This is a genomic window from Paenibacillus sp. J22R67 (assembly GCF_059692175.1).
In genome coordinates, this window is sequence record NZ_JCAUAX010000006.1 from 389,512 (window position 1) to 412,076 (window position 22,565).

Below are 22,565 nucleotides of genomic sequence, written 5' to 3' on the forward strand. Positions count from 1 at the left end.
TGGGTTCCTCCTTAGAGTTTTCGTGAGAAAACTTGCTTCGTAAGCATTAGCTTGAGTTTTCGTGAGAAAACTTGCTTCGTAAGATTTGCAATTGCTCAACCTTTTGCTGTAACCGGAATGTCGGAAAGATTATTGGTTAGTTTGCGGTAATCCTCCTGAATTTGCGCAGCGATATGGCTCCATTGGTAGTTATTCTGAAGCAGCTGGTAGGCGCTGTCGGCCATTTTGGCGGCTAACTTGGGATGCAGCAGCATTTCGGTAATATGCCATGAGAGTGAATTGACGTGTCCTGGCAGAGCTTTGTAGCCATCCACGCCATGTCGAATGATTTCAGCCAGACCGCCTGTATCCGAGATTACGAGCGGCCGCCGACTGGCCATAGCCTCCAAGGCAACGATTCCGAATGGCTCATACAAACTCGGAATAACACAAACATTGGCATATTGGTAGAGCTGGACTCGGTAGCTGTCATCAATGAAGCCTGTAAATAAGACGCGATCTCCCAAATGGGCGGCTAACATGCGAAGCTCATGTTCCATCGGTCCTGACCCCGCTATGATGAGCTTAGCTTGTGGCACATGCGATAGGATGCCTGGCATGGCATGGATGAGCGTGTGAACTCCCTTTTCATATACGAGCCTGCCAATATAGAAAATGACTTTATCGGTTTTTGTCATATAACGAGGACGTTTCCCTGTTTCCTTGCTGGATGTAGGATGGAGCTGAATGCCATTCGGATGAACAGTGACTTTATCCGGAGGCAAGTTGAATATTCGGACAACTTCATCTTTCATATAGGAGCTGCAAACAAAGATGCGGTTGGCCTCATAAGTCAGCTTCCACTCTAACTGATGAATTTTGCGCTGCAAGTCGGAACCTAAATGTCCTTGATTTCTTCCCCATTCCGTTGCGTGTATCGTCGCTATAAGCGGGATGTCATAACTCATTTTTATTTCTCTTGCCGTGTGAAAAACCATCCAATCATGTGCATGCAAAAGATCAATGCGACCGCCGTTTTCTTTCCATTTGACCAGATGATCCGTCATGGCTAGATTCATTTCGAAAGTCCAGTGGTAAAAAGAAGTATCTCCGGAATGTTGGACAGGCAATCGATGCACATAAACGCCATTTTTCTTCTCAAAAGAAGGTGCACCATCATAGGACGTCGTAATGACATGGACGATTTCACCGCGGGAAGCAAGGGTTTCCGATAGTTCATGGACTGCTTTCGATAAACCGCCGACTTGCTTGGGTGGATATTCCCAAGCAAGCATGAACACATTGGGATGATGGTTTGTTTCCTCCAATAAGGTTTCCCATTCACCTCTGCTTGGAATAATAGGAATAGGCGACTGGAGGCTGATGCTCCTGAAAGCCTGGTATTCTACCTCGGGAAGGCAATGATCATGCTCCTCCAGGGCAGCTAGGAATTCCTCATTGATCTGATTACGATCCAATTGATCGCAAAGCTGGTGGAAGCAGCCGAGGTAGTTTTTGAACCTGCGGCTGGCATAGTCAGCGTAGGTTGCTATGGCCATCATGAGTGGCCAATCGCTGCTCTGAGCCAGCATGAGCTCTCTGGCGGCTTGATTCAAAGCTCGCTTGAAGTTATCGGCGTTGGCTTTGTCAGAATGGGTGTAACGCTCCTGATTGGTGGCTAACTGAATCATCCGCCCTTCAGCTTCGTGAAGATGCCGGTAGATCCAGTCATTGCCTGCTTGCAGCCATGTTTCAGAGTTGTGGTTACGCCCTGTGCTGGAAGGGTTCAATTGGCTGACGCCAGCCGTTGGATACTCATCTAGGTATTCGCTGGGCGTTATCATTTTCACCGTCGTCTGATCGAGAAACATTTTACGGCAAAGCTGCTCTAGGAAGTGGGGACCTTCATACCACCAATGCCCAAAAAGCTCCGCTTGATAAGAGGAGACGATGATCGGATTTCGATCCAGCCAGCGATGCCCTTGTTGCACCTGCTTTTGACGATGCTTGAGAAAATCATCTGCGTGCTCTTCCGCTTTTTCTAATGCGAGTGCTGGATGATAGGGCATTTTGAGCCGGCCTTTACTTGTATTACGGTCATATTTGAAACCTGAGCCGTTATCCGAGTAATAATCTCGATAGAGAAAATCGCTGCAGTAACCGTCCTCAGGCGAATAAATCTGATGAACAGAAGCGAGATCACACGGGAAAGCCGTCACGCCACCTGGCGACGTCATCAGCGGAGCTAACCGCTCCCGGTGGGGGTGAGGGGAAGCGAAAGCAACAGCGGTGGCATCCGTGAAGAAATAGGGAATGCCAGCTTCGTTCAAAATCTGCTCAATCCCTGGCATATAGCCGCATTCGGGTAACCAGAAGCCGCGGGGCTTTTGATCGAAATAATGCTCAAAGTCTTTCACAGCCGTCAGAATCTGCGCCCTGAGAGATTCTTCCGTTTGTATGAGCGGCAGATAGGCATGCGTAGCAGCGGAAGTAATGATTTCTATGTGTCCTAACTCTTGAAAGTGTTTGAGGGCAACAATGACATTACTGTTATAGCTCTCATACAGATTCTGAAGCTTATGTAGTCTCAGCGCGTACTGTTTGGCAACCGGAAGCAGAACGGGATCCTGTTGTAAACGAACCTGTTCGCTATCTGCTAACGCTATATGTTCTTGGAGGTGAGCACGATAGTTCGCTTGCCAGAACGGATCGCTGAGCAGGGATAAGAGTGTTGAAGTGATGGAGAAGGTCAAACGGAAATCGATTTGATCCTGTGAGAGTTGATGCATAACTTCTAATAATGGCAAATACGTTTCTGTCATGGCTTCAAAAAACCAACGCTCTTCCATAGCCATGTCCGGTCCTTGGTGGCTGAAATAAGGAAGATGGGCATGCAGGACGAGGGCGAAATAACCCTTGATCTCTGGCTTCGATTTCATGCGATTAATCAAAACTTATCGTCACCTCGGTTCTCCCCAATTCTCTTCCGAATCTTTGGGGGTTACGACACAATTGGAACGAAGTAAAGGGATAAACTCATGCTCCCACGTGTACGTACCTACGTCCACGATATAGCTGCGATTAGCCCCTGCTTGATGTAAGTACGAATGAGTAGTTTCGGGCAACATGGTTGTATCCCAGTAGGTATGGGCATTATGTCCATTAAAGAGCACATGGGTCACATCGTACAAGCGAATGACAGACGGCATGGCGCCAAAATCACATTCAAAGTGCTGAGACATCAGCCACCTGCGCCTATCAGATATTTCCCAATATACATAGAGCGAATTTGTACCTACAACCATAAGATGGAGTAAATCCTTGTAATATCTTCCGGGTACCTCATACTCCGAGATTAGCGAAGCTTTCAAGGCTATTCCTCTTTTCTGGCAATCGCGTGTTCGATGACCATTTTCTTGTAAAAGCATTCGCTTTTCAACAGAAAAATATGCGTGGATTGCTAAAATCTAGATGTCTCGTAAAAAAGGAATTTCGCACTTTTACGGCGAATATATTGGATTAATCCGGGCGACAAAGATTATGCTACGATGCAAGTTTTCCTCACGGAAAGCTCAAAGGGAGTGATGTCGATGAGTTTTTGTTGTGGCGCTAGTATGATTGGAACAAAAGGTACATTGAAGCACATCCGTACACAAATTCATAATGTCCCTATCCTCTTCTGCCCGGTATGTCACCACATTGAGGTTCATTATCTGGTAGAGAACGAATACGAGATATTGGCGGAATATGCCCATGGTGATGGGGCTGCAGAGGTTGACTTTGTGGAATATGTAGATGGGAAAGACCATCTGCTGCATGACAATTGTGTTAATCATGAAGGCGAAGAGCCTATGGATATTGTGCGCAGCCAAATCGATATGGCGCTAGATCTGCTCATGGTGGCCAAATCCTTAGCGGATGCCGAATGGGAAGATCAGCTCATGAAACGATTGAAAATGCTAAGTGTACGCCGCGATAAGCTGAAAAACAAAAAAACCTCTAAGCCCATGTAGAGGTTATAACCATAAAAGCCGCATCTTTTTCCTGTCGGAAGAAGGGGCGGCTTTTTGTTTGGGTGAGACTAGACTTGGTCATGAATGTCTTGGAGCAATCGCCCGAACTCTTTTTGCAGATTTCTGCTTAAAGGGATTTTTACCGGGGTATGGTTCAAGTGAATAAGGAACCTGCGGGATGTTGGAAAACTGCTTTCCTTCACATAACTTACAACGTGCCGCATATTGACAAGAAAGCCCTTGAAGGGGCTGAACATCATTGGTGAGCTTTGAGATAAAATATCCGATAAATTCGTGCTGGAATCCATGTGTGCACCATTCATAAGATGAATTCTTGATAACCGCTTGTCCTCTTTCTCGATGAAAAGGATCGATTCCTCCGAGATGGGCAGCTGCGATTTCTGATTTTTGACGGTGATCCAAGTTGTTTTCATTGGTGGTGGTACTTGCTGCGTATGACTGCGTTCCAATTGAATTTCGGCAATTGCTTTCCGAATGGCTGCTTGAAATTTAGGCAACATCACGGGCTTAGACAGGAAATAAAGAGAACCTAGGTCATGAAAGCTCGTGAGGATATGATCTATATTTGTAGTTCCGCTAACCATGATGACCTTCATCTGATAGCCAGCTCTTCGTAGTGTCTGCACCATAGTAATGCCGTCCAGATTGCCTTCTAGTCCAATATCGACGAGCAGTACATCCGGAAGAAGCTGGTCATACATCCGAATGAATTGTTCGCCATCCGTGGCGATCGCGACGACTTGTAATCCGCATTGTTCACAATAGCTTTCAAGTAATTTACCAACCCAATAATTATCTTCCACGATGGCAACCGTGAAACGATGCCCCATACGATCATCGCACTCCATTTCTCTAAGACCATCCATGCATTCTGTCAGCTCATGCTCAGAAACAGCCAACTTAGTCCACATTGAACGCAAAAGATCTATTATCCTGTATAATTCTAGTTGTAGAGTTAATTGACGTAATTTCTTAAGAGCAAGCTTAGAAATGAGGGGTTAGTATTTGTTTACATGGGCGATATTTATCTTGACCTGTCTTGATTTTGTTCCCATGATTCTATTCTCATTGGTTCTATTCAGACAAAAAATAAAGCCGCACTGGCTGCCGATTGCATTGGCTGTCCTTGCTGGAACGATGGCCACATCCCTTGGCCAAAGGCCTATTTTATACATAAGTATCATATGTGTGCTGTTAGTATCTGTTTGGAAATTCTACCCAATACCTGCGGTCATTCTCGCATTATCTGGGTATATTCTGTCTGTGATTGTGTCTACAGGAGTATTTGCGATATGGGAACTGACCCCGCTGACTTCCTATGCTGACTTGAAAAATGATCCTGAGAAGCTCGTTATCATCCTACTGCTGGCTTTATGCGTGAAATGCAGTATTCTTGTAGGCATGCATAAGCTTAGACTGGGCTTTACGTTCTTGACGCATTACACACGAATACTACCAACCAAAGAAAATGTAGGCTTCTATCTTTTCATCATTGTCGTAATGATCGGAATTGTTTACCGACATTCCTATCCAGACAGTGTGCTGAGCGCACTGATGCCGATTCAAATGCTTGGTATCGCAACAGCTCTATTCATCTATGTTATGCTAGGTAAGGAGCTTAGCTTTCAACGATAAGTGACGGGTATCGCCATCGGCCCCAGCAGCTGCGCCTGTGTTGCGAGCCACGTAGTCCAAGAGCGTTTGATGATATTTCATCTGCGCCATGGCTGCAATTGTCACACAATGCCCATCTTCATAAGAATCAAAATAAAGTTTGCCCTCTGAGGGGGCATACTTTTTTATTTTGTTCAGGTTTACGAACAGATGCATATCCATTTTGGCAAATTGAAGATCCATCAATGTTTCTATGAAACTAGTAAAAGCCACGAGTGATTCTACGTTTTCTTCCACAATGCCATCTTGCGAGACGTACTTGATCGATTTCGTACCGAACTCCACATACCAGACATTATCTAAACGGATTTCGTTAGGCGTCTGCCAAGATGACGCTTCTTCCAGATACCCGGCTTTCATTAAAAGATCCGTGTAAGGATATTGATAAGCTTGCGAAAGCTTCCTTAAGGTGTCAGGGGATGGCTTGATGATGTCATTCGTGGTACGATTACGTCCGAGCTCTAAGTCTCGAATGTACGCATGAGATAGGCCGCTTTTGCTGGCAACCTTGCGCAAGGACATTTTGCCTCGCAGCGTCTCTAGAAATTTGCCAAATTGATTACCTTGTTCCAAATGAAACACCTCCTTACCTTAATTGTAAAGGATTCTAGATTAAAATGAAATCGTCTACAAAGGTTTTATTTCCCAGTAGGTGCTCGTTTGGACATCTATGTTATAATAAATTTGCTTTTTATTTCTGTTTAACATATATTGTACCCCCCGAATTGATATACATAAGGACGAAATTACTATACTGTGAGGTGGAAAGGTGCTACTGGTACTATTCAAAAGGTTCCTTGGAAAAAAGGAATCCCAGGGTCAAAGTGAATCCTATGCCTCTTCCCTTGAGGTTACCATACATCAAATTCAATCAGGAGACCTAAGACTTAGGAATCAATTTATTTCAGACTATCAGCCCTATGTGGCTAAAGTGACAAGCAGGTTCTGCAAGAGATACATAGATCCTGCCAGGGATGATGAATTCAGTATTGCTTTAGGGGCATTTAATGAAGCTATTAATCAATATTCTTCTGTGATGGGAAGATCTTTCCTAGGGTTTGCCGAAACCGTTATGCGGAGAAGACTAATTGATTTCTTGCGGAAAGAACAACGTTTCAAAGGACAGATTCCTTATAGTTCATTCGATCAGGAAGATGATGAAGATAACCTACTCAATCCGATTGAGGTTCATCAAGCAATAGAAGCTTATGAAAAGCAAAAAGGACTTGAAGAACGGCGAAGTGAAATCATGGATTTCAGCCGCTGCCTAAGTGATTTTGATATCGATTTCTCTGAATTGACGGAAGCCTCTCCTAAACATGACGATTCCAGACAGATGCTTTTCGGCATCGGTCGGACGCTGGCACAGGATGCGGAACTTATGCGGACTCTTCTAACGAAACGGCAGCTACCCATTAAAGAGCTGCTGGAGCAAGTACAGGTTTCTAGAAAAACCTTGGAGCGCAACCGTAAATATTTGATAGCCATTGCTCTCATTTACAACGGTCCATACCCTTACTTGCGGGATTATTTACATATTCGAGAATGAGGACGGCATAAAGAAAGGAAGAACAGCGCATGAACAAGGGAATCGTAATGGAAATAAGCGACAGCTCCATTATCGTCATGAGTCCAGAGGGTCGATTTGAGAAACTCCCTAAGGGAACACGAAATTGTGAAGTAGGGGAAGAGATATTATTTGCACCTGCGACAAGGCGCTTCCGGGTACCGCAAATAGGAATCCTATCTGGTTTGGCTGCCGCAATTGTCTTGTGCTTCGTCTTAGTATCCACATTGACGGGAAGTGTGCCAGGTGGTCAAGTGGTTGCTTACGTAACCATAGATATCAATCCAAGTATTGAAATTGGTATTGATAACGAAGAGGTGGTTCAAGATCTACAGGGATTAAATTCAGATGGCGATGAGTTAATCAGCACCTTGGTGTACAAGGGCAAGTCGCTAGAAGCTGTTACCTCAGATATCTTGGATAAAGCGGAGCAGGGAGCCCTTGCCAAAGGGGAAGGCGATATTATCATCTCATCTACAGTCGTAGAACAAAATGCAGTGGTGAATGATGAGGCGATAGCCACTAAGATGAAGAATCAGGTTAGCAAACATATTGAGCAAGCGCATCCTGAGCAAGTCAAAAACTATGAAGTGACTGCATTCGCAGCACCGCAAGAAGTGAGACAAGAAGCAAAGGCCAGCGGTGTATCCGCCGGGAAATATGCCATTTATCTCAATGCTGTAGACAATGGGGCAAAAGTATCTCTGGATGACATCAAAAGCGTCTCCATCCATCAGTTAGCCAAAGATAACGGCGGGATCGAGAAGCTGGTGCCATCATCGAAGCCTATCGATAAGTCCTCGCTAAAAAGACTTGTCGCCGATGAAAAGTCAGGGAAATTGAGTGAGCGAATTCAGCAAATTCAAAACGACCGAGATAAAGGCAAAAGCAATGCGAACAATGATAAGAACGATAAGAACGGCAATGCCAATAATAATAATAATAGTAATAACAATACCAAACTTGGTAAGAACGATAATAATGGCAAGCCTAGTGTGAAGCCGACACCTACGCCTACGCCAAGAGTCAATCGTAATGACAGCAAGAACGGCCAGGACGGTAGAAACGGTCGTGACGATAACGACGACAAAAATGGCAAGAACGACAACGATGATAACAACGGCAAGGACAACGGTGGTAAGGATAACGACGATGATAACAAAAATACACCAAAGCCAGGCCGTAAGGACGACAATGACGATGATCCGAAAAATGGGTCATCGTCTAAGCCACGAGAGACTCCTAAGCCAAGTGTAAAGCCGACCGTTAAACCAACAAGCACGAGCAAGCCGACAGCAAAACCGACGGCGAAACCGACAGCGAAACCAACGGCTAAGCCTACAGCAAAGCCAACATCAACCCCGAAGTCAGAGAATGACCACAATTTCAATTGGAATTGGGGCAATCGGGACTGGGGACAGAAGAATGATGGTAAGGATTGATGAGCATTAACGATTGAGGAGTCATAATGACGACTCATGTTATGGGAACCCTGAGACACTCTGGTGAGTGGCTTGGGGTTTTTTGCTACCCCGAACATCTAACTTGACCAACTGCGCCAACCGTTTACCCCAACTAACTAGTTACTCCAACTAACTCCACCGAGCTCCAAGGCCAGCTACCTCAGACGAACCACTCAACCCAACGCCCCAACCTAATCCCCAACAGGGGGAACTACGGTCCTCTATTTGTTGAAGATCAGGCGTTTGGACAAATGAGAGGAACTCTGGTCCTCTATTTTGCCAACTTTCGGGGAAATGGTGCTCATACTGAAGGAATAACGCCCTGTAGTTCCCCCAAGCATTCACGATCTCGTGGAAAGTAGGATAGAGTTGTATTACAATAGTTGCATGTGCAATTATTCATATCCTCGCGAACGGAATGGAAGGGAGCTATTAGCTTGAGATATTCAAGATTCGGTAAATCCGGCTATAACGTATCATCACTGGGCTTTGGTGCAATGAATCTTCCAAATGTACCCTTGGAACAAGCTAGAGAAGCATTGAACTATGCCTTGGATCACGGTATTAATTATATCGACACCGCAGCAGCCTATCGCAACAGTGAAGAAATCATCGGCGAATGCATTTCGCATCGCAGGGACGAGTACTTCTTGGCGACGAAGACAGGGGCGCGAGATTATGAAACGGCGAAGGCGGAGATTGAGCGAAGCCTGGTGCGGATGAAAACGGACCATGTCGATTTACTCCAAATTCACTATGTCAACTATGTAACTGAATTTAAAAAAGCAATGGATATCGAAGGCGCTTACAAGGCGGCTCTGGAAGCTCAGCGAGAAGGCAAGGTCCGCTTCATCGGAATTTCCGGACATCGGCCGGATTTGCTGACGAAATGGATCGCAAAGGGGCAATTTGATCAAATTCTATTTCATTTGAATTTAGCGCAGCCTTTTGCTTTAGATGAGCTTATTCCCAAAGCGACAGAGATGGATTTGATGAAGGTTGCGATGAAGCCTCTATCAGGTGGCTTCATTCAGCCCGTTGACCGGGCCATTCGATATCCCTACAGCCAAAACGTGCATGTAACCATTTCGGGGATGGTCAGCGTTAAGGAAGTGCAGGAAAACCTGGCTGCCCAAGAGCAGGAGGTTGGATCGGAAGAACGTCAGGAGCTTGAGCAACTGGCCGTTGAACTCGGACAGCACGATTGCAGACGCTGCAACTACTGCTCCTGCCCACTTGAAATCGCCATTCCGGATGTGATGATTGCGAGCAGATTCAGGGAAAAATTTGGTTTGCTGCCGAAAGGCGAGGGATTTTTCCAGAGACAAAAGGATAGAATAGTAGGCTGTGCTGACCACGATCCATGCAAAGAGAAGCCGATTTGCGAAGAGAAATGCCCGTACCACCTGCCTATGCAGTCAGTTATCCAGAAGGCAGCATCTTTCTATTAAGTTAACAGGGAGAATGACACTATGTTTGCAAAAAACACAGCAATTACGACAGGCGTGTTCACGTCATTCACGCATAACGAGCAAGGGGCAGACGCCATCCTCGTCTGCCTAAGCGAAGCTGAGCTGCGCGAGGACACCGTCCTCGGCGAGCCGCAGCTCGACCAAGCCCTTCAGCGCATGCGCGCAAAGGGCATCTTCACCGGCGCCTCAGGCGAGCTCGAGGCGCTGCCCACCCACGGGCTGCTGCCGTACGCGTACGTGCTCGTTGCGGGGCTCGGCCCCGCAGCATCACGCGATACGCTGCGAGCAGCCGCCGTGCATGCAGCGCGCGAGGCACTCGCGCTGAAGCTCGATAGCTTGGCGCTGAAGCTGCCAAGCGGCATCGACAGCCGGTCCGCCGTCACGGCGCTGACCGAAGGGCTGCTTCTCGGTACATACCGCATCGCGGTGTACCGCAAAAACGAGCCGGCACGCGCAGAGCTGCGCCGGGCGGTACTGCTCACAGAAGCGTCTGCGGATGCAGCGCTTCTGTTATCTGCGATCGCAGCCGCTGAGGCGGTTGCGGAGGGCACGAACTATGCCCGGGATCTCACGAACCTCCCGGCCAATAAGCTCGTTCCGGCTACCCTCGCAGAGGAAGCCATGAGGCTTGCCCAGCATTACGGCTTCGGCTGCGAAGTGCTGGATGAGCACGAGATCGCCGCCCGGGGGATGGGTGGCCTGATCGCGGTTGGCGCAGGCAGCGTCAACCCGCCACGGATGATCACCCTGCAATATAAGGGTGATCCGGACTCAGCCGATGTGCTGGGCTTCGTCGGCAAGGGCGTGACCTTCGATACCGGCGGCATCTCGATGAAAAGCCCCGACGGCATGGAAGAGATGATCAGCGATATGGGCGGAGCTGCAACGCTACTGGGTGCTCTTCACGTCGTCGGGCAGCTGAAACCGAAGATTAACCTAGTAGTCGTCATACCGTCAGCAGAAAATATGACGTCCGGCTCGGCTTATCGTCCCGGCGATATCGTGACGATGCTTAGCGGACACTCTGTGGAAGTGCTGAATACGGACGCAGAGGGCCGTATTATTTTGGCGGAGGGCATCACCTACGCGAAGAGGCTCGGAGCGACGCGCCTGATTGATGTAGCTACTTTGACAGGAGCTATCTTAATCTCCTTTGCTGATGTAGCGACGGGGGCTGTGACGAACGATGATGAATTCCTGAAACCGCTGCTTCAAGCGGCCGGTGAAGCGGGAGAGAAGCTCTGGCAGCTGCCGAACTACCCGGAATATCGCGACATGCTGAAAAGCGATGTGGCCGATATCAAGAATCAAGCCTCCTCAGACCGCTGGGCGGGGGCTATCACCGGAGGGCTTTTCATCGGATACTTCGCCGAAGAAACGCCTTGGATTCATCTCGATACTGGCGGCACCGCCTGGTTATGGTCAGCCAAAGGCATCGAGCCCAAAGGAGCAACAGGCGTTATGGTACGGACATTAGCTGCTTATTTATGCGGCGATCAATTTAAATAAATGCTTTTCAAATAAACGAGGCTGTCCCAAAAGTCATCCAATGACCGAAGGAGAGCCTTTTTTGAACTTTTGGTAGCGCCCCCCTTAGATTAACGGGAAATACTACCGCTATTTAATTGAGTAACACAGCTATTGGGTGAATAAATGGAATTTTCTCCTGTTAATGGGGGCGATTGAGCCAGGAAGTAGGAGAGTTGGAGTGAATTAACTGTAATTTTTCCAGTTATTTGGTTTTCTAAACCGAAATTGCTTGAAATAACGGGAGTTTTTCCCGCTATTCTTAAAACAAACATAAGAGGCTGTCCCAAGTCATCCAATGACCGCGGGACAGCCTCTCTTTTGAACTTTTGGGACAGCCTCGTTTGTCGTTTAAGCGCCGACACTTCTTCCGGCTGCAGCTGGCTGCGAAACTGTTTTTTGCAGCAGCTCGTGCACATCAGACAGTTGAATGACGATCCTATTGATTTCATTGGTCGTATAAGAGAGCTGGCTCATACGCTGCTGGAGCTGGGGCAAGGAGATGCCGACCCAGCCTTTCTTGCTGCGATGCAGGGACAAGTCATATTTTAGCACCGTCATCGTGGCGGCGAATGGATCTGGTTTGATATAGACATCTTTCATTACATCATCCAGATTAAAATAGAGCTGACGACGGTCCCATTTAACAAAACCTTGATCGAACAAGATCACTAGGAAATCAGATCCTGATTTGTCCTTGTTCTCCATTGTGATGAGTCGGACAGCGCCTTTGGCTTGATTCGGCTTGATGTACTGGCCCGAACGAATATCAGGGATGAAAGGAACAATGAGAAGCGGGCCTACGCTGGCAATGTACAAATAAGTTGTTGACTGGAACACAAGAGAGAGTACAATAAAGGTCAAAAAGAGTATTGAGCTTGTGATAAGACCAAAATGGTTTGGTTTCATAGTATGTCGATGATCCCGCCTGACATGATAGATTAGGTAGTCTGTCCCATTTTACCATAAGCGCCCTATATCTTGTAAACTATTAGATCAGTCAATAGGCTTTACCCTTACAAAATGGAGGCGATCATACTTATGAAAATGCTGGACAGTTTGTGGAATCCTAGAAAAAAAATGTCCTACTACCGAAAAAGCCTCCTCATCGCTACGCTGGAGGGATTCCCGGCCGTTGTGATTTTTCAGCTGTTGGGCGGTCCTTTTTTAACCGGTTATTTATTGTACCTTGGTGCGACATCGACTGAGATTGGGTTTATACTAGCGATCACAACAGTGGTTAACATCATCCAAATTGGGATGGCTGTGGCGATGCAGAAATTCAGGAACCGCAAGCGGATGCTGCTCATTTTCGGCTCCTCTCACAGGTTGCTGTGGGCTTCGGTGGGTTTGATCCCGTTTCTGTTTCCGCAAGATTTGTGGGTCGTGATGTATATCATTCTGTATACGGTGGCTCATTTAGGCAATGCTGCAGGGGGTGTCGTGTGGACCTCACTGATTAGTGATGCTGTTCCGGGGCCTGTTCGCGGACGGTATTTTGGGCTTCGCAATACGATTCTAGGCGGAGTCAGCTCACTTGCTCTTTTTATAGGCGGGCAGATTCTGGATCGATATCCTGGTGGGCAGGGTTTTACCTATTTATTTATGATCGTCGGCGTTTGCGCGCTCCTCAATATCCTGGCGTATTGCTTATACCCGAATCCACCTTTCGAACCGTCCAAGGAATCGAATCCTATTGGAATGATTGGGAAGCCATTGAAGGACCGCGCATTTATAAAAGCGATTATTTTTTTAGCTGTTTTTTTATTTGTGCAAAGTTTGACCGTGCCGCTATTTTCCTATGTCATGCTAAAGCTCATGAAAATAAATTATGAAACAGTCTCCTACATAACCGTCGTCCATACGCTAATCATGATGGCAAGTTACTATGTTTGGGGGAACCTTAACGCACGTTATACCGCACAAACCTTGCTGTTATGGTCTTTACCGATCATTGCCCTTGCTTGTCTATTGTGGGGGGCGATTGCTTTTATACCGGCGATTGTCGTGCTTTATGCGGTTCATATCGTGCTCGGCATTGGACTCGGCGGGTTTAATCAGATGGTCTTTACCTTTACGATTGGCGACACGCCGAAAAGTGAACGCCCTATGTACATTGCAACGTACTCGGCGATTACGGGTTTTGCCGCTTTTTTAGGACCGATTGTTGGCGGAAAAGTATACGCGCTCATTGCAGAGGCCCCGATGTGGGTGCAGGTTTATGGCGTTTCCACAATTGTCGGCGCTGTGCTGTTGATACTTGGATTAGTTGTTGGACGCATGGTACTCGGGAAACAAATAAGGAGCTGACTTTTCAAAATGACAAGAAAAAGAATCGGAATCATCGGGCTTGGGGATATCGCGCAAAAAGTATATCTTCCGCTTCTTTCCGTTAATGAACAAGTAGACATCGCTGGCATTATGAGCTCCACACCTGCAACGGTTGAACGAATGAAGACCAAGTATCGCATCCCTTTCGGGACGACGAAGCTGGAAGAACTTCTCGCGCTTGAATTGGATGCTGTTTTCGTGCATAGCCCCACACCGACGCATTACGAAATTGCTATGAAAAGCATGGAGCAGAGAGTAGCAGTTTATGTAGATAAGCCATTGTCCTACGATTGGGCACAGTCGGTAGAGATGGCTTCTTACGCGGAACGAAAAGGCGTGCTTCTCGCAGCGGGCTTTAATCGCAGATTTGCTCCGCTTTATATCGAGGCACGAGATTGGCTGCGCGAAGCCGGCGGCTTCGATTGGTGTTCAGCAGTTAAGCATCGGATTAAGAAGCAGGGTCACGGTGCGAAAGAGACATTGTATGATGATTTGATCCATATGTTGGATCTTTTGCTCTGGCTGGGGGAGAGTCCCTATGAAGTGGCTTCGCATCATCAACAAGTGGATGAAGTTGGAAAGTTGCTTCATGCATCAGGAACGCTATCCTTCGGCTCATCGCAAGGCACCTATAGCATGGTGAGACTTGCTGGCGTGGATTTGGAAAAAGTCGAGCTGCACGGCAGCGGTCGTTCGGTTGAGGTGACGAATTTGGAGTCAGCGGTTTTTTATGAAAAAGGCATTGCACCGCGCATACGGACCTTCGGAAGCTGGGACACGGTGCTGGAGAGAAGGGGCTTTGCCAGCGTCGTTCAGCATTTCCTGGACAGCTTGGCTGATCCAAATGCCTGCACGATTCGTGGCGATCTTGTGCTGGCGTCTCATCAGCTGGTTGAGCGGTTGTCTGTTTAAAATGTTGTAAGGGGCTGTCTTCGGGTAGAGTGTTCTACTTGGGGGAGTCTTTTTTTGGAAACTATTCCTAGGAGGACTAGCCCCGAATGTCAAAAGCGGATCAAATGCTAGCCATTCTATGGCTCATCAAATCACATCAACGAATAACGGCAAAGCAATTAGCCGAGAAGTTAGAAATTCATATCCGCACGGTGTACCGGTACATCGATGCGTTATGTGCGAGCGGTGTTCCGATCATTTCGGATTCTGGGCACCACGGCGGCTATCGCTTGCTCGGCCAGTTTAATGAGGCTCCGCTCGTGTTTGATCTGGACGAGCAGAAGGCGCTCATTCACGCTGCCTCGTTTGCCTTGGAGGCAGGATATCCGTTTGGAGAGAAACTGAATCAGGCTGTTGCCAAACTTAAGTTATACACCAATCAAACGCAGCTCGCGCAAATCTATCTTCATGAGCAGGGGCTAGATGTCATTTCGCCGCAGGCCGATGCCGCCGAATCTTCCTTCCTCCAAGAAGTGGAGGTCGCTGCTGCACAGCGGGTCACGCTAAGCATGCACTATCAAAAAGGCTACGGTTCTATAGTAGAAACCCGCCATCTAGATCCCTATGGACTAGTTTGCTGGAAGAGTAAATGGTATGTCGTTGGGTACTGTCATTTGCGGAAAGAAATTCGCAGCTTTCGCGTGGATCGAATCCGGGAGTTGTCAAGGACGGACATGACATTTGAGAGGCCGACCGATTTCTCAGCACGCCAGTTCATTCTTGCAGGTATCCTGCCAGATTCCGATAAGCCGGAAGAGCTGATATCTGTGAAAATCACAGGGAAAGAGCAAGCGCTGGATGATCTCTGCGGGCATTGGTTCCTAGTTCATGCGCTGGTGGAGCGCTCACAGCATGAAGCCCATTTTCAACTGCAGGAGAAAGCCATTCGCGCTCATCTACCTTATCAACTCCTCAGTTATGGAGGCACGATTCAAATTAAAGAACCCCAGATGCTCATCCAGATGCTGCGGGACATTACGCAAAATTTACATCAATATTATGCTTCGATGCCAATTGACTGACCGCTTTTGTCAGTGAAGACGAGGTACAATGAGCTCATGTTTAACATAGAGTTCCATTCCGAGGAGGATGAAGCATGAGAGAACAAACGATCAAAACCTATGATTATCACGTCTGGGCCAATAAAAGAGTATTCGAACGCCTAGAGGAGTTGCCGGACGAAGTCCTGCATCAGGAGCTTGGTAATGTGTTTCCAACGATCTACCAAGGGCTCGTTCACATTTACCAGGTAGATACGATTTGGTTGTCAGGCATGATGGGCAACAGCTATGAGCAGATTAAGGAGCTGATCTGCACGATTGAAGCTAAGACAGCGGGCAAAAGCCTGAAACAAATTCAATCAGCTTATTGGGAAAAAGCAGAGGAATATCGCGTTTTTTTGAATGGCGTCGACGATCTGCAAGCAAAAATGCAATTTCCGCATCCAACCTTTGGCGTGCTGAAAGGGAGCATTAACGAATTGATTCAGCATGTCGTGAACCATGGCACGTACCACCGCGGTAATATTTCCTCGATGCTCCGTCAGCAGGGACACGCGGGGGCATCAAGTGACTTCGTCTTCTATTTATACGAAGTCAATAAGTAAGTGAAAAGGGGCTGCCGTAGAAGTCTAAGAAACATAAGACTTCTACGGCAGCCCCATCTTTTTATCCGCAGCTGCAATTCAGGACAGGCTTGCGGGCGGCAAGCGCTTCGTCCATGCGGCTGACCACGGTGGTATATGGCGCATTTTTGACGATATCGGGATTCTCTTCGGCCTCTTTGGCAATGGCGATCATCGTATCGATGAATTCGTCCAGCGTTTGCTTGCTTTCCGTCTCAGTCGGCTCGATCATGATGCATTCCTCGACGCTAATCGGGAAGTAGATCGTCGGCGGATGATAGCCGAAATCAAGCAATCGTTTGGCGATATCGAGAGTGCGCACGCCAAGCTTCTTCTGACGGTTGCCCGACAGCACGAACTCGTGCTTACAGAAGCGGGGATGCGGCACATCATAATAAGGCGTCAGTCTTGCCAGCATATAGTTGGCGTTCAGCACGGCAAACTCGGAAACTTTGCGCAGACCTTCTGGACCGAGCGTCCGGATATAGGTGTAGGCGCGGACCAAGATGCCGAAATTGCCATAGTAGCCTTTGACACGGCCGATCGACTGCGGGTAGTTATAATCGAAATAAAAGCTGCCGTTCTCCTTTTGTGCCACGAGCGGCGTAGGCAGGAACGGGATGAGCTTTTCTTTGACACCGACAGGGCCGGCACCAGGGCCGCCGCCGCCATGCGGGGTGCTCATCGTTTTGTGCAAGTTGAGATGCACGACGTCGAAGCCCATGTCGCCGGGGCGGGTAATGCCCATAATGGCATTCGCATTAGCGCCATCGTAGTAGAGGAGTCCGCCTGCGGCATGGACAATCTCGGCGATCTCTACGATCTGCTCCTCGAACAAGCCGAGTGTGTTGGGATTGGTGAGCATCAGGGCGGCCGTATCCGGGCCAACGGCTTTGCGAAGCTCATCCAGATTCACGAGACCGCGTTCGTTAGATTTGATTGTAATGGTCTCAAAGCCTGCGACCGTAGCGCTGGCTGGATTCGTACCGTGCGCGGAGTCTGGGCAAATGACTTTGGTCCGCTTTTCGCCGCGGCTTTCATGGTAAGAGCGAATCATCATGAGCCCGGTCCACTCGCCATGTGCACCAGCAGCAGGCTGAAGGGTTACGCGATCCATGCCGGTGATGGCTTCAAGATCCTTTTGGAGGTTGTAAAGCAGCTCCAAGGCGCCTTGCAGCGACTCTTCCGGCTGGTAGGGATGTATTTTGGCGAAGCCTGGGAAGCGGGCTACGTCTTCATTGATTTTTGGGTTGTATTTCATCGTACACGAGCCAAGCGGGTAAAAGCCGTTGTCCACGCCGAAATTGCGGCGTGAGAGAGCCGTATAGTGGCGGATGACATCCACTTCGTACACTTCCGGCAGCTCCGGCGCATTCTTACGCTGGAACTTGGAAGGCAGGACGTCGTTCAGGTTCACTTCCGGCACATCGGATTCCGGCAGGGAATAGGCGACGCGGCCCGGATGACTCATTTCAAAAATGAGCGCTTTGCCGTCATTTTTCACGTTTATGTTGTTTTCGCTGGTGCTCATCGTCATACGAGTTCCTCCAGTGCATCTGCGAAGGCATCGATATCTTCGCGCGTTCTTTGCTCGGTGACGGCAATTAGCATATGGCCGGCGAGCTCGGGGTAGTCGCGGCCAAGGTCATAGCCACCGATGATGTTATGCTGCAGGAGCTTGCTGCTGAGCTCCTGCACATTCGTGCCGTCCGGAAGCTTGACGGCGAATTCATTGAAGAAGCTGCCGGCTAACGGCAGCGAGAGCTTACCGGACGCGGTGAGGCGATTCGCCGCGTAGTGAGCTTTTTGGACGTTGAGCTTGCCAACGTCCTGAATGCCTTGCTTGCCCATCGTGGACAAGTACACGGATGCGCAGAGCGCGAGAAGAGCTTGGTTGGAGCAGATGTTCGACGTGGCTTTCTCACGGCGAATGTGCTGCTCCCGCGCTTGGAGCGTTAAGACGAAGCCGCGCTTGCCCGCGCGGTCGACGGTTTGGCCCACGATGCGCCCAGGCATGCGGCGCATCCAGCTCTCGGCGACGGCGAAGTAGCCGCACGTCGGCCCGCCCAGCGCAGCTGGGATGCCGAGCGGCTGGCAGTCGCCGACAACGATGTCAGCGCCGAGCTTGCCCGGCGCTTCGAGCAGCCCGAGCGTGAGCGGATTCGCGCTCACGACGAGCAGGGCGCCCGCGCCGTGCGCGATCGGCTCCGCCGCGCCGATATCCTCCAAGCAGCCGAAGAAATTCGGCGATTGGAGGATGACGGCGGCCGCGTCGGCAGACTTGGAAGCGAGGTCATCGAGGTCAGTCACGCCCTCTGGCGTGAGACCAATCTCGACCACTTCCAAGTTCAGCCCGCGGGCGGTCGTGCGCAAGATGGCGCGCGCCTCTGGGTGCACCGCGCGGGAGACGAGCAGACGGCTGCGCTTCGTCGCTCCGCTGGCAAGGGCGCCGGCTTCGGCCAGCGCCGTGGCGCCGTCGTACATCGAGGCGTTCGCTACGGCCATGCCGGTGAGCTCGCAGATGTACGACTGAAATTCAAAAATCGCCTGCAGCTCCCCTTGGGAGATCTCCGGCTGGTAGGGCGTGTACGCGGTGTAGAACTCCGAACGCGAGATGACATGATTGATCACCACGGGAAGGTGATGATCGTAGATGCCAGCGCCGAGGAAGCTGGCGTAGCTGTCGAAGTCGGCGTTGCGGCTGGACAAGTCGCGCATATAGCGCAGCAGTCCTTGCTCATCCAGCGCCTTCGACACGTTCAGTTCGCCTTGAAAGCGAACCTTTTGCGGAATATCTTGAAACATCTCTTCCATGGAGGAGATGCCGATTGTTTCCAGCATTTCTTTCTGATCTTGCTCGGTAATAGGCAAATAGCGGTGCTTCATGATGGGGGCTTGCTCCTCTCCGGGTTACGGCTTTCTTTTATAAAAAGGGGTGGCCACGACTTTCGCTTTGACCTGTGCCCCGCGAATTTCCACGTTTACTTCCGTGCCCAGCGCACTGTAGGCGGAATCAATCAAAGCGAGGCCAACATTTGTTTTGAATGTAGGAGACTGTGTGCCAGTTGTTACTTCCCCGATTGGGGCACCCTCGAGCGTGAAAACCTTATAATGCGGACGCGGAATGCCACGGTCGATCATTTCGATGCCGACGAGTTTGCGCGGTGCACCGTTCGCTTTATGCCCAGCGATCACATCACGCCCGATGAAGTCTCCTTTATCCAATTTCACAAAATAGTTCAGCCCGGCCTCTAGAGGTGAGATTTCATTGGAGAGCTCTTGCCCGTAAAGGGGAAGGCGTGCTTCAAAACGCAGCGTATCACGAGCGCCCAAGCCAGCCGGGACGAGACCATATTCTTGACCTGCCTCTAGCAGGAGCTTCCACAACTGAACGGCATCATATTGATCGATGTAAAGCTCAAAGCCGTCTTCTCCGGTGTAGCCAGTGCGGGACAGCAGGGCGTTGATGCCGGATACCTTCACATCGGGGAGGAAGCGAAACGTTTTCAAAGTCTGGATAGGTGCGTCTGTCAATTTGGCTAAAATCTGTTCAGCGTGAGGACCTTGCACAGCGAGCATAGCGGTTTCATCGGAAATGTTGGTGATCTCGGTGTGTCCAGTTAGATTCTGCTGCATCCATGCCACATCTTTGTCGATGTTGGATGCGTTAATAACTAGCATGTAGTTGTTATCGCCCAGTTTATAAACGAGCAAATCGTCTACGACGCCACCGTCCGGGTAGCACATGAGGCTGTATTGGCATTGTCCGTTTTCGAGCTTTGCCACATCGTTCGTGGTGATCTTTTGCAGGAAAGGGAGGGCGTCTTCCCCGGTAACCCGGACTTCGCCCATGTGCGACACATCAAAAAGCCCAGCCTGCTGTCTGACGGCATCGTGCTCTTTTTGAATACCCGTGAACTGCACTGGCAGCTCCCAGCCTCCAAAATCAATAACTCGCGCTCCATGCTCCGCATAAACAGGGAAGAGCGGTGTTCGTTTCAGCATGCGTTTACCTCACCTTCGATTTTGTACATCCCATATCTTGCCCAAAATGCAAAAAAGAGCAAAAGATATGCAACACAAACATACCTTTTGCCCTGTCCTTTTTACCTGAGAGTTACCCCGATTAGACCTATGTACGGTCCATCAAGTTTCCCCGTTGGTGTCCGAATTCCCGCTCGCGCGTTAATTCAAAGCTCTCCAGAGTTGCGTCCGGTACAAGTCCTTTTGCCTGAGAGATTCACCACTATTGGGCTTACTCCTTCGGCGCCGCGATATTTCACTGCGGTCTCTCCCTGCACCATCATTCGCCAATATTCAGTTTTTAGTATTGTATTAATTTTTGCCCACAGAGGTGTGAATTGTCAATTGTTACTTTTCATAAAATTTACCTTCGTCCGCCTTGACTTTAATGTTCCCATTAGATTAAGCTAAAATCAAAATTTGCTGGTAAGCGAGGGCGTAAAACGATGAGTAATGTACAAGCCAATTTGTTATACACCAAAGAGCATGAGTGGGTAGAGAAGCTTTCGGACACGGTTGTCCGTGTAGGTATTACTGATTTTGCCCAAGATCAATTGGGAGATATTGTGTTTGTTGAGCTGCCTAAGGCTGGGACATCCATTACCGCAAATGAAAGCATCGGCAGTGTGGAATCCGTCAAAACGGTTTCCGATATTTTCTCACCCGTATCCGGCAAGGTAACTGCTGTGAACAGTTCATTGGAAGGATCACCAGAGCTGGTAAACAGTGCACCGTTTGGCGAAGGCTGGATGGTTGAGGTCGAGGTATCCGGCGCGGATGCGCTTGAAGGCTTGCTGTCGGCTGATGAGTATGCTTCGTATATTGGCAACGAATAAGACACGGTCTTCGGTCCTTTTAAAAACGAGTTCCTAGTCATCGATTCTTCGATGGTAGGACTCGTTTTTTTTTGTTTGCCGAATTATTCGTAGCAAGCGATGTTCGGGTAAGCAGGCGTCGAGCTTATATTGTATTTAATACAACCATTACACCTATTTTCTCTGCAAAATGGCCGCTTCATTGTACAAAATACAACCATTTTGGGAAAAAGGCACCTAAACAGTCCTTAAGAGTTGAAATAGTTGTACAAAGTGCAATGAAGTGATGAGTCCGCGCTCATTAAGCGCTTTCAAGTTGCACAAAGTACAACATAGCACTTGAACCCGGACGGTTGTGGGTAAAACAACGTAAACGTTCCTCCAACTGTTACAGCCCAAAGCACTCGCTTTGCACAAACTGTTACATCTCGATGTACTCGCCTTCCAACAAACTGTTACAGCCAAAAGTACTCGGCTTCCTCAAACTGTTACAGCCAAAAGTACTCGGCTTCCTCAAACTGTTACAGCCAAAAGTACTCGGCTTCCTCAAACTGTTACAGCCAAAAGTACTCGGCTTCCTCAAACTGTTGCAGCCCAGTATTCGGGTAAGCAGGCATCAAGCTTATATTGTATTTAATACAACCATTACACCTATTTTCTATGCAAAATGGCGGCTTCATTGTACAAAATGCAACTATTTTGGGGAAAAGGCACCTAAACAGTCCTTAAGAGTTGAAATAGTTGTACAAAGTGCAATGAAGTGATGAGTCCGCGCTCATTAAGCGCTTTCAAGTTGCACAAAGTACAACATAGCACTTGAACCCGGACGGTTGTGGGTAAAACAACGTAAACGTTCCTCCAACTGTTACAGCCCAAAGCACTCGCTTTGCACAAACTGTTACATCTCGATGTACTCGCCTTCCAACAAACTGTTACAGCCCCAAGCACTTGCTTTGCACAAACTGTTACAATCCAGTGTTCAGGTAAGCAGGCATCAAGCTTATATTGTATTTAATACAACCTTTACACCTATTTTCTCTGCAAAATGGCCGCTTCATTGTACAAAATACAACCATTTTGGGAAAAAGGCGCCTAAACAGTCCTT

At 48.6% G+C, this 22,565-nt stretch carries 19 protein-coding genes and 1 riboswitch; of the genes, 11 read left to right on the forward strand and 8 right to left on the reverse strand.

The window, feature by feature from the left end; translation table 11 throughout:
- Positions 1–95: 95 nt before the first annotated feature.
- Together AC58VC_RS23845 and AC58VC_RS23850 are read right to left on the reverse strand one after the other, a co-directional pair.
- Positions 96–2,930, reverse strand: coding sequence for a 1,4-alpha-glucan branching protein domain-containing protein (locus AC58VC_RS23845; protein WP_497371997.1), 2,835 nt, complete (start codon positions 2,928–2,930; stop codon positions 96–98).
- Positions 2,931–2,939: 9 nt separating this feature from the next.
- Entirely contained in the window at positions 2,940–3,350 is a 411-nt protein-coding gene (locus AC58VC_RS23850; protein WP_497371999.1) for a DUF4912 domain-containing protein, read from the reverse strand.
- Positions 3,351–3,569: 219 nt separating this feature from the next.
- Here AC58VC_RS23850 and AC58VC_RS23855 point away from each other — a divergent pair, with 219 nt between their 5' ends.
- Positions 3,570–3,992: a hypothetical protein gene (locus tag AC58VC_RS23855; protein ID WP_315953952.1), complete on the forward strand. Its 423-nt coding sequence runs from the start codon at positions 3,570–3,572 to the stop codon at positions 3,990–3,992.
- 68 nt (positions 3,993–4,060) lie between these two features.
- Here AC58VC_RS23855 and AC58VC_RS23860 read toward each other — a convergent pair whose 3' ends face one another.
- The gene (locus tag AC58VC_RS23860; protein WP_497372001.1) at positions 4,061–4,924 is read right to left on the reverse strand and encodes a LytR/AlgR family response regulator transcription factor; all 864 of its coding nucleotides are present in this window, start codon (positions 4,922–4,924) and stop codon (positions 4,061–4,063) included.
- Positions 4,925–5,066: 142 nt separating this feature from the next.
- Here AC58VC_RS23860 and AC58VC_RS23865 point away from each other — a divergent pair, with 142 nt between their 5' ends.
- Complete coding sequence (locus AC58VC_RS23865; RefSeq protein WP_497372003.1) at positions 5,067–5,648, forward strand: hypothetical protein; 582 nt, start codon at positions 5,067–5,069, stop codon at positions 5,646–5,648.
- Here the strand turns inward: AC58VC_RS23865 and AC58VC_RS23870 are convergent.
- Positions 5,619–6,260 carry a helix-turn-helix domain-containing protein gene (locus AC58VC_RS23870; RefSeq protein WP_497372005.1) on the reverse strand — a complete coding sequence of 214 codons (642 nt, stop codon included), beginning with the start codon at positions 6,258–6,260 and terminating at the stop codon, positions 5,619–5,621. The genes AC58VC_RS23865 and AC58VC_RS23870 overlap by 30 nt on opposite strands.
- A gap of 196 nt (positions 6,261–6,456) precedes the next feature.
- Between AC58VC_RS23870 and sigI the strand changes: the two genes are divergently transcribed.
- The 4 genes from sigI to AC58VC_RS23890 all read left to right on the forward strand — a co-directional run bounded on the left by sigI (position 6,457) and on the right by AC58VC_RS23890 (position 11,698).
- Positions 6,457–7,236, forward strand: a complete 780-nt coding sequence (gene sigI / locus AC58VC_RS23875; RefSeq protein WP_127455543.1) for an RNA polymerase sigma factor SigI — start codon at positions 6,457–6,459, stop codon at positions 7,234–7,236.
- A 29-nt stretch (positions 7,237–7,265) separates the two neighbouring features.
- Positions 7,266–8,696, forward strand: coding sequence for an anti-sigma-I factor RsgI family protein (locus tag AC58VC_RS23880; protein WP_497372007.1), 1,431 nt, complete (start codon positions 7,266–7,268; stop codon positions 8,694–8,696).
- A gap of 458 nt (positions 8,697–9,154) precedes the next feature.
- The gene (locus AC58VC_RS23885; protein ID WP_497372009.1) at positions 9,155–10,168 is read left to right on the forward strand and encodes an aldo/keto reductase; all 1,014 of its coding nucleotides are present in this window, start codon (positions 9,155–9,157) and stop codon (positions 10,166–10,168) included.
- Positions 10,169–10,189: 21 nt separating this feature from the next.
- A complete protein-coding gene (locus tag AC58VC_RS23890) occupies positions 10,190–11,698 on the forward strand; it encodes a leucyl aminopeptidase (RefSeq protein ID WP_497372011.1) in 1,509 nt (502 codons plus the stop codon).
- A 369-nt stretch (positions 11,699–12,067) separates the two neighbouring features.
- Here AC58VC_RS23890 and AC58VC_RS23895 read toward each other — a convergent pair whose 3' ends face one another.
- A complete protein-coding gene (locus AC58VC_RS23895; RefSeq protein ID WP_497372013.1) occupies positions 12,068–12,625 on the reverse strand; it encodes a hypothetical protein in 558 nt (185 codons plus the stop codon).
- A 132-nt stretch (positions 12,626–12,757) separates the two neighbouring features.
- Between AC58VC_RS23895 and AC58VC_RS23900 the strand changes: the two genes are divergently transcribed.
- The 4 genes from AC58VC_RS23900 to AC58VC_RS23915 all read left to right on the forward strand — a co-directional run bounded on the left by AC58VC_RS23900 (position 12,758) and on the right by AC58VC_RS23915 (position 16,604).
- Positions 12,758–14,026, forward strand: coding sequence for an MFS transporter (locus tag AC58VC_RS23900; RefSeq protein WP_497372015.1), 1,269 nt, complete (start codon positions 12,758–12,760; stop codon positions 14,024–14,026).
- Positions 14,027–14,035: 9 nt separating this feature from the next.
- Positions 14,036–14,959 carry a Gfo/Idh/MocA family protein gene (locus tag AC58VC_RS23905; RefSeq protein ID WP_497372017.1) on the forward strand — a complete coding sequence of 308 codons (924 nt, stop codon included), beginning with the start codon at positions 14,036–14,038 and terminating at the stop codon, positions 14,957–14,959.
- 86 nt (positions 14,960–15,045) lie between these two features.
- On the forward strand, positions 15,046–16,020 hold the full coding sequence (locus tag AC58VC_RS23910) for a helix-turn-helix transcriptional regulator (protein ID WP_497372019.1): 975 nt from the start codon (positions 15,046–15,048) through the stop codon (positions 16,018–16,020).
- Between the two features lie 74 nt (positions 16,021–16,094).
- Positions 16,095–16,604, forward strand: coding sequence for a DinB family protein (locus AC58VC_RS23915; protein ID WP_497372021.1), 510 nt, complete (start codon positions 16,095–16,097; stop codon positions 16,602–16,604).
- Between the two features lie 61 nt (positions 16,605–16,665).
- Here AC58VC_RS23915 and gcvPB read toward each other — a convergent pair whose 3' ends face one another.
- From gcvPB to gcvT, 3 genes are read right to left on the reverse strand one after another with little or no spacing between them, the layout of a single operon-like run.
- The gene (gene gcvPB, locus AC58VC_RS23920; RefSeq protein ID WP_497372023.1) at positions 16,666–18,159 is read right to left on the reverse strand and encodes an aminomethyl-transferring glycine dehydrogenase subunit GcvPB; all 1,494 of its coding nucleotides are present in this window, start codon (positions 18,157–18,159) and stop codon (positions 16,666–16,668) included.
- Positions 18,156–19,508, reverse strand: a complete 1,353-nt coding sequence (gene gcvPA, locus AC58VC_RS23925) for an aminomethyl-transferring glycine dehydrogenase subunit GcvPA (RefSeq protein WP_497372025.1) — start codon at positions 19,506–19,508, stop codon at positions 18,156–18,158. Before gcvPA ends, gcvPB begins: the two co-directional genes overlap by 4 nt.
- Positions 19,509–19,532: 24 nt before the next feature.
- The gene (gene gcvT, locus AC58VC_RS23930; protein ID WP_497372027.1) at positions 19,533–20,627 is read right to left on the reverse strand and encodes a glycine cleavage system aminomethyltransferase GcvT; all 1,095 of its coding nucleotides are present in this window, start codon (positions 20,625–20,627) and stop codon (positions 19,533–19,535) included.
- Positions 20,628–20,831: 204 nt separating this feature from the next.
- Positions 20,832–20,929: riboswitch (glycine riboswitch) on the reverse strand.
- 162 nt (positions 20,930–21,091) lie between these two features.
- On the opposite strand from gcvT, the gene gcvH reads away from it, so the two are divergent.
- Positions 21,092–21,481, forward strand: a complete 390-nt coding sequence (gene gcvH / locus AC58VC_RS23935; RefSeq protein WP_497372029.1) for a glycine cleavage system protein GcvH — start codon at positions 21,092–21,094, stop codon at positions 21,479–21,481.
- The last annotated feature ends 1,084 nt before the right edge of the window (positions 21,482–22,565 follow it).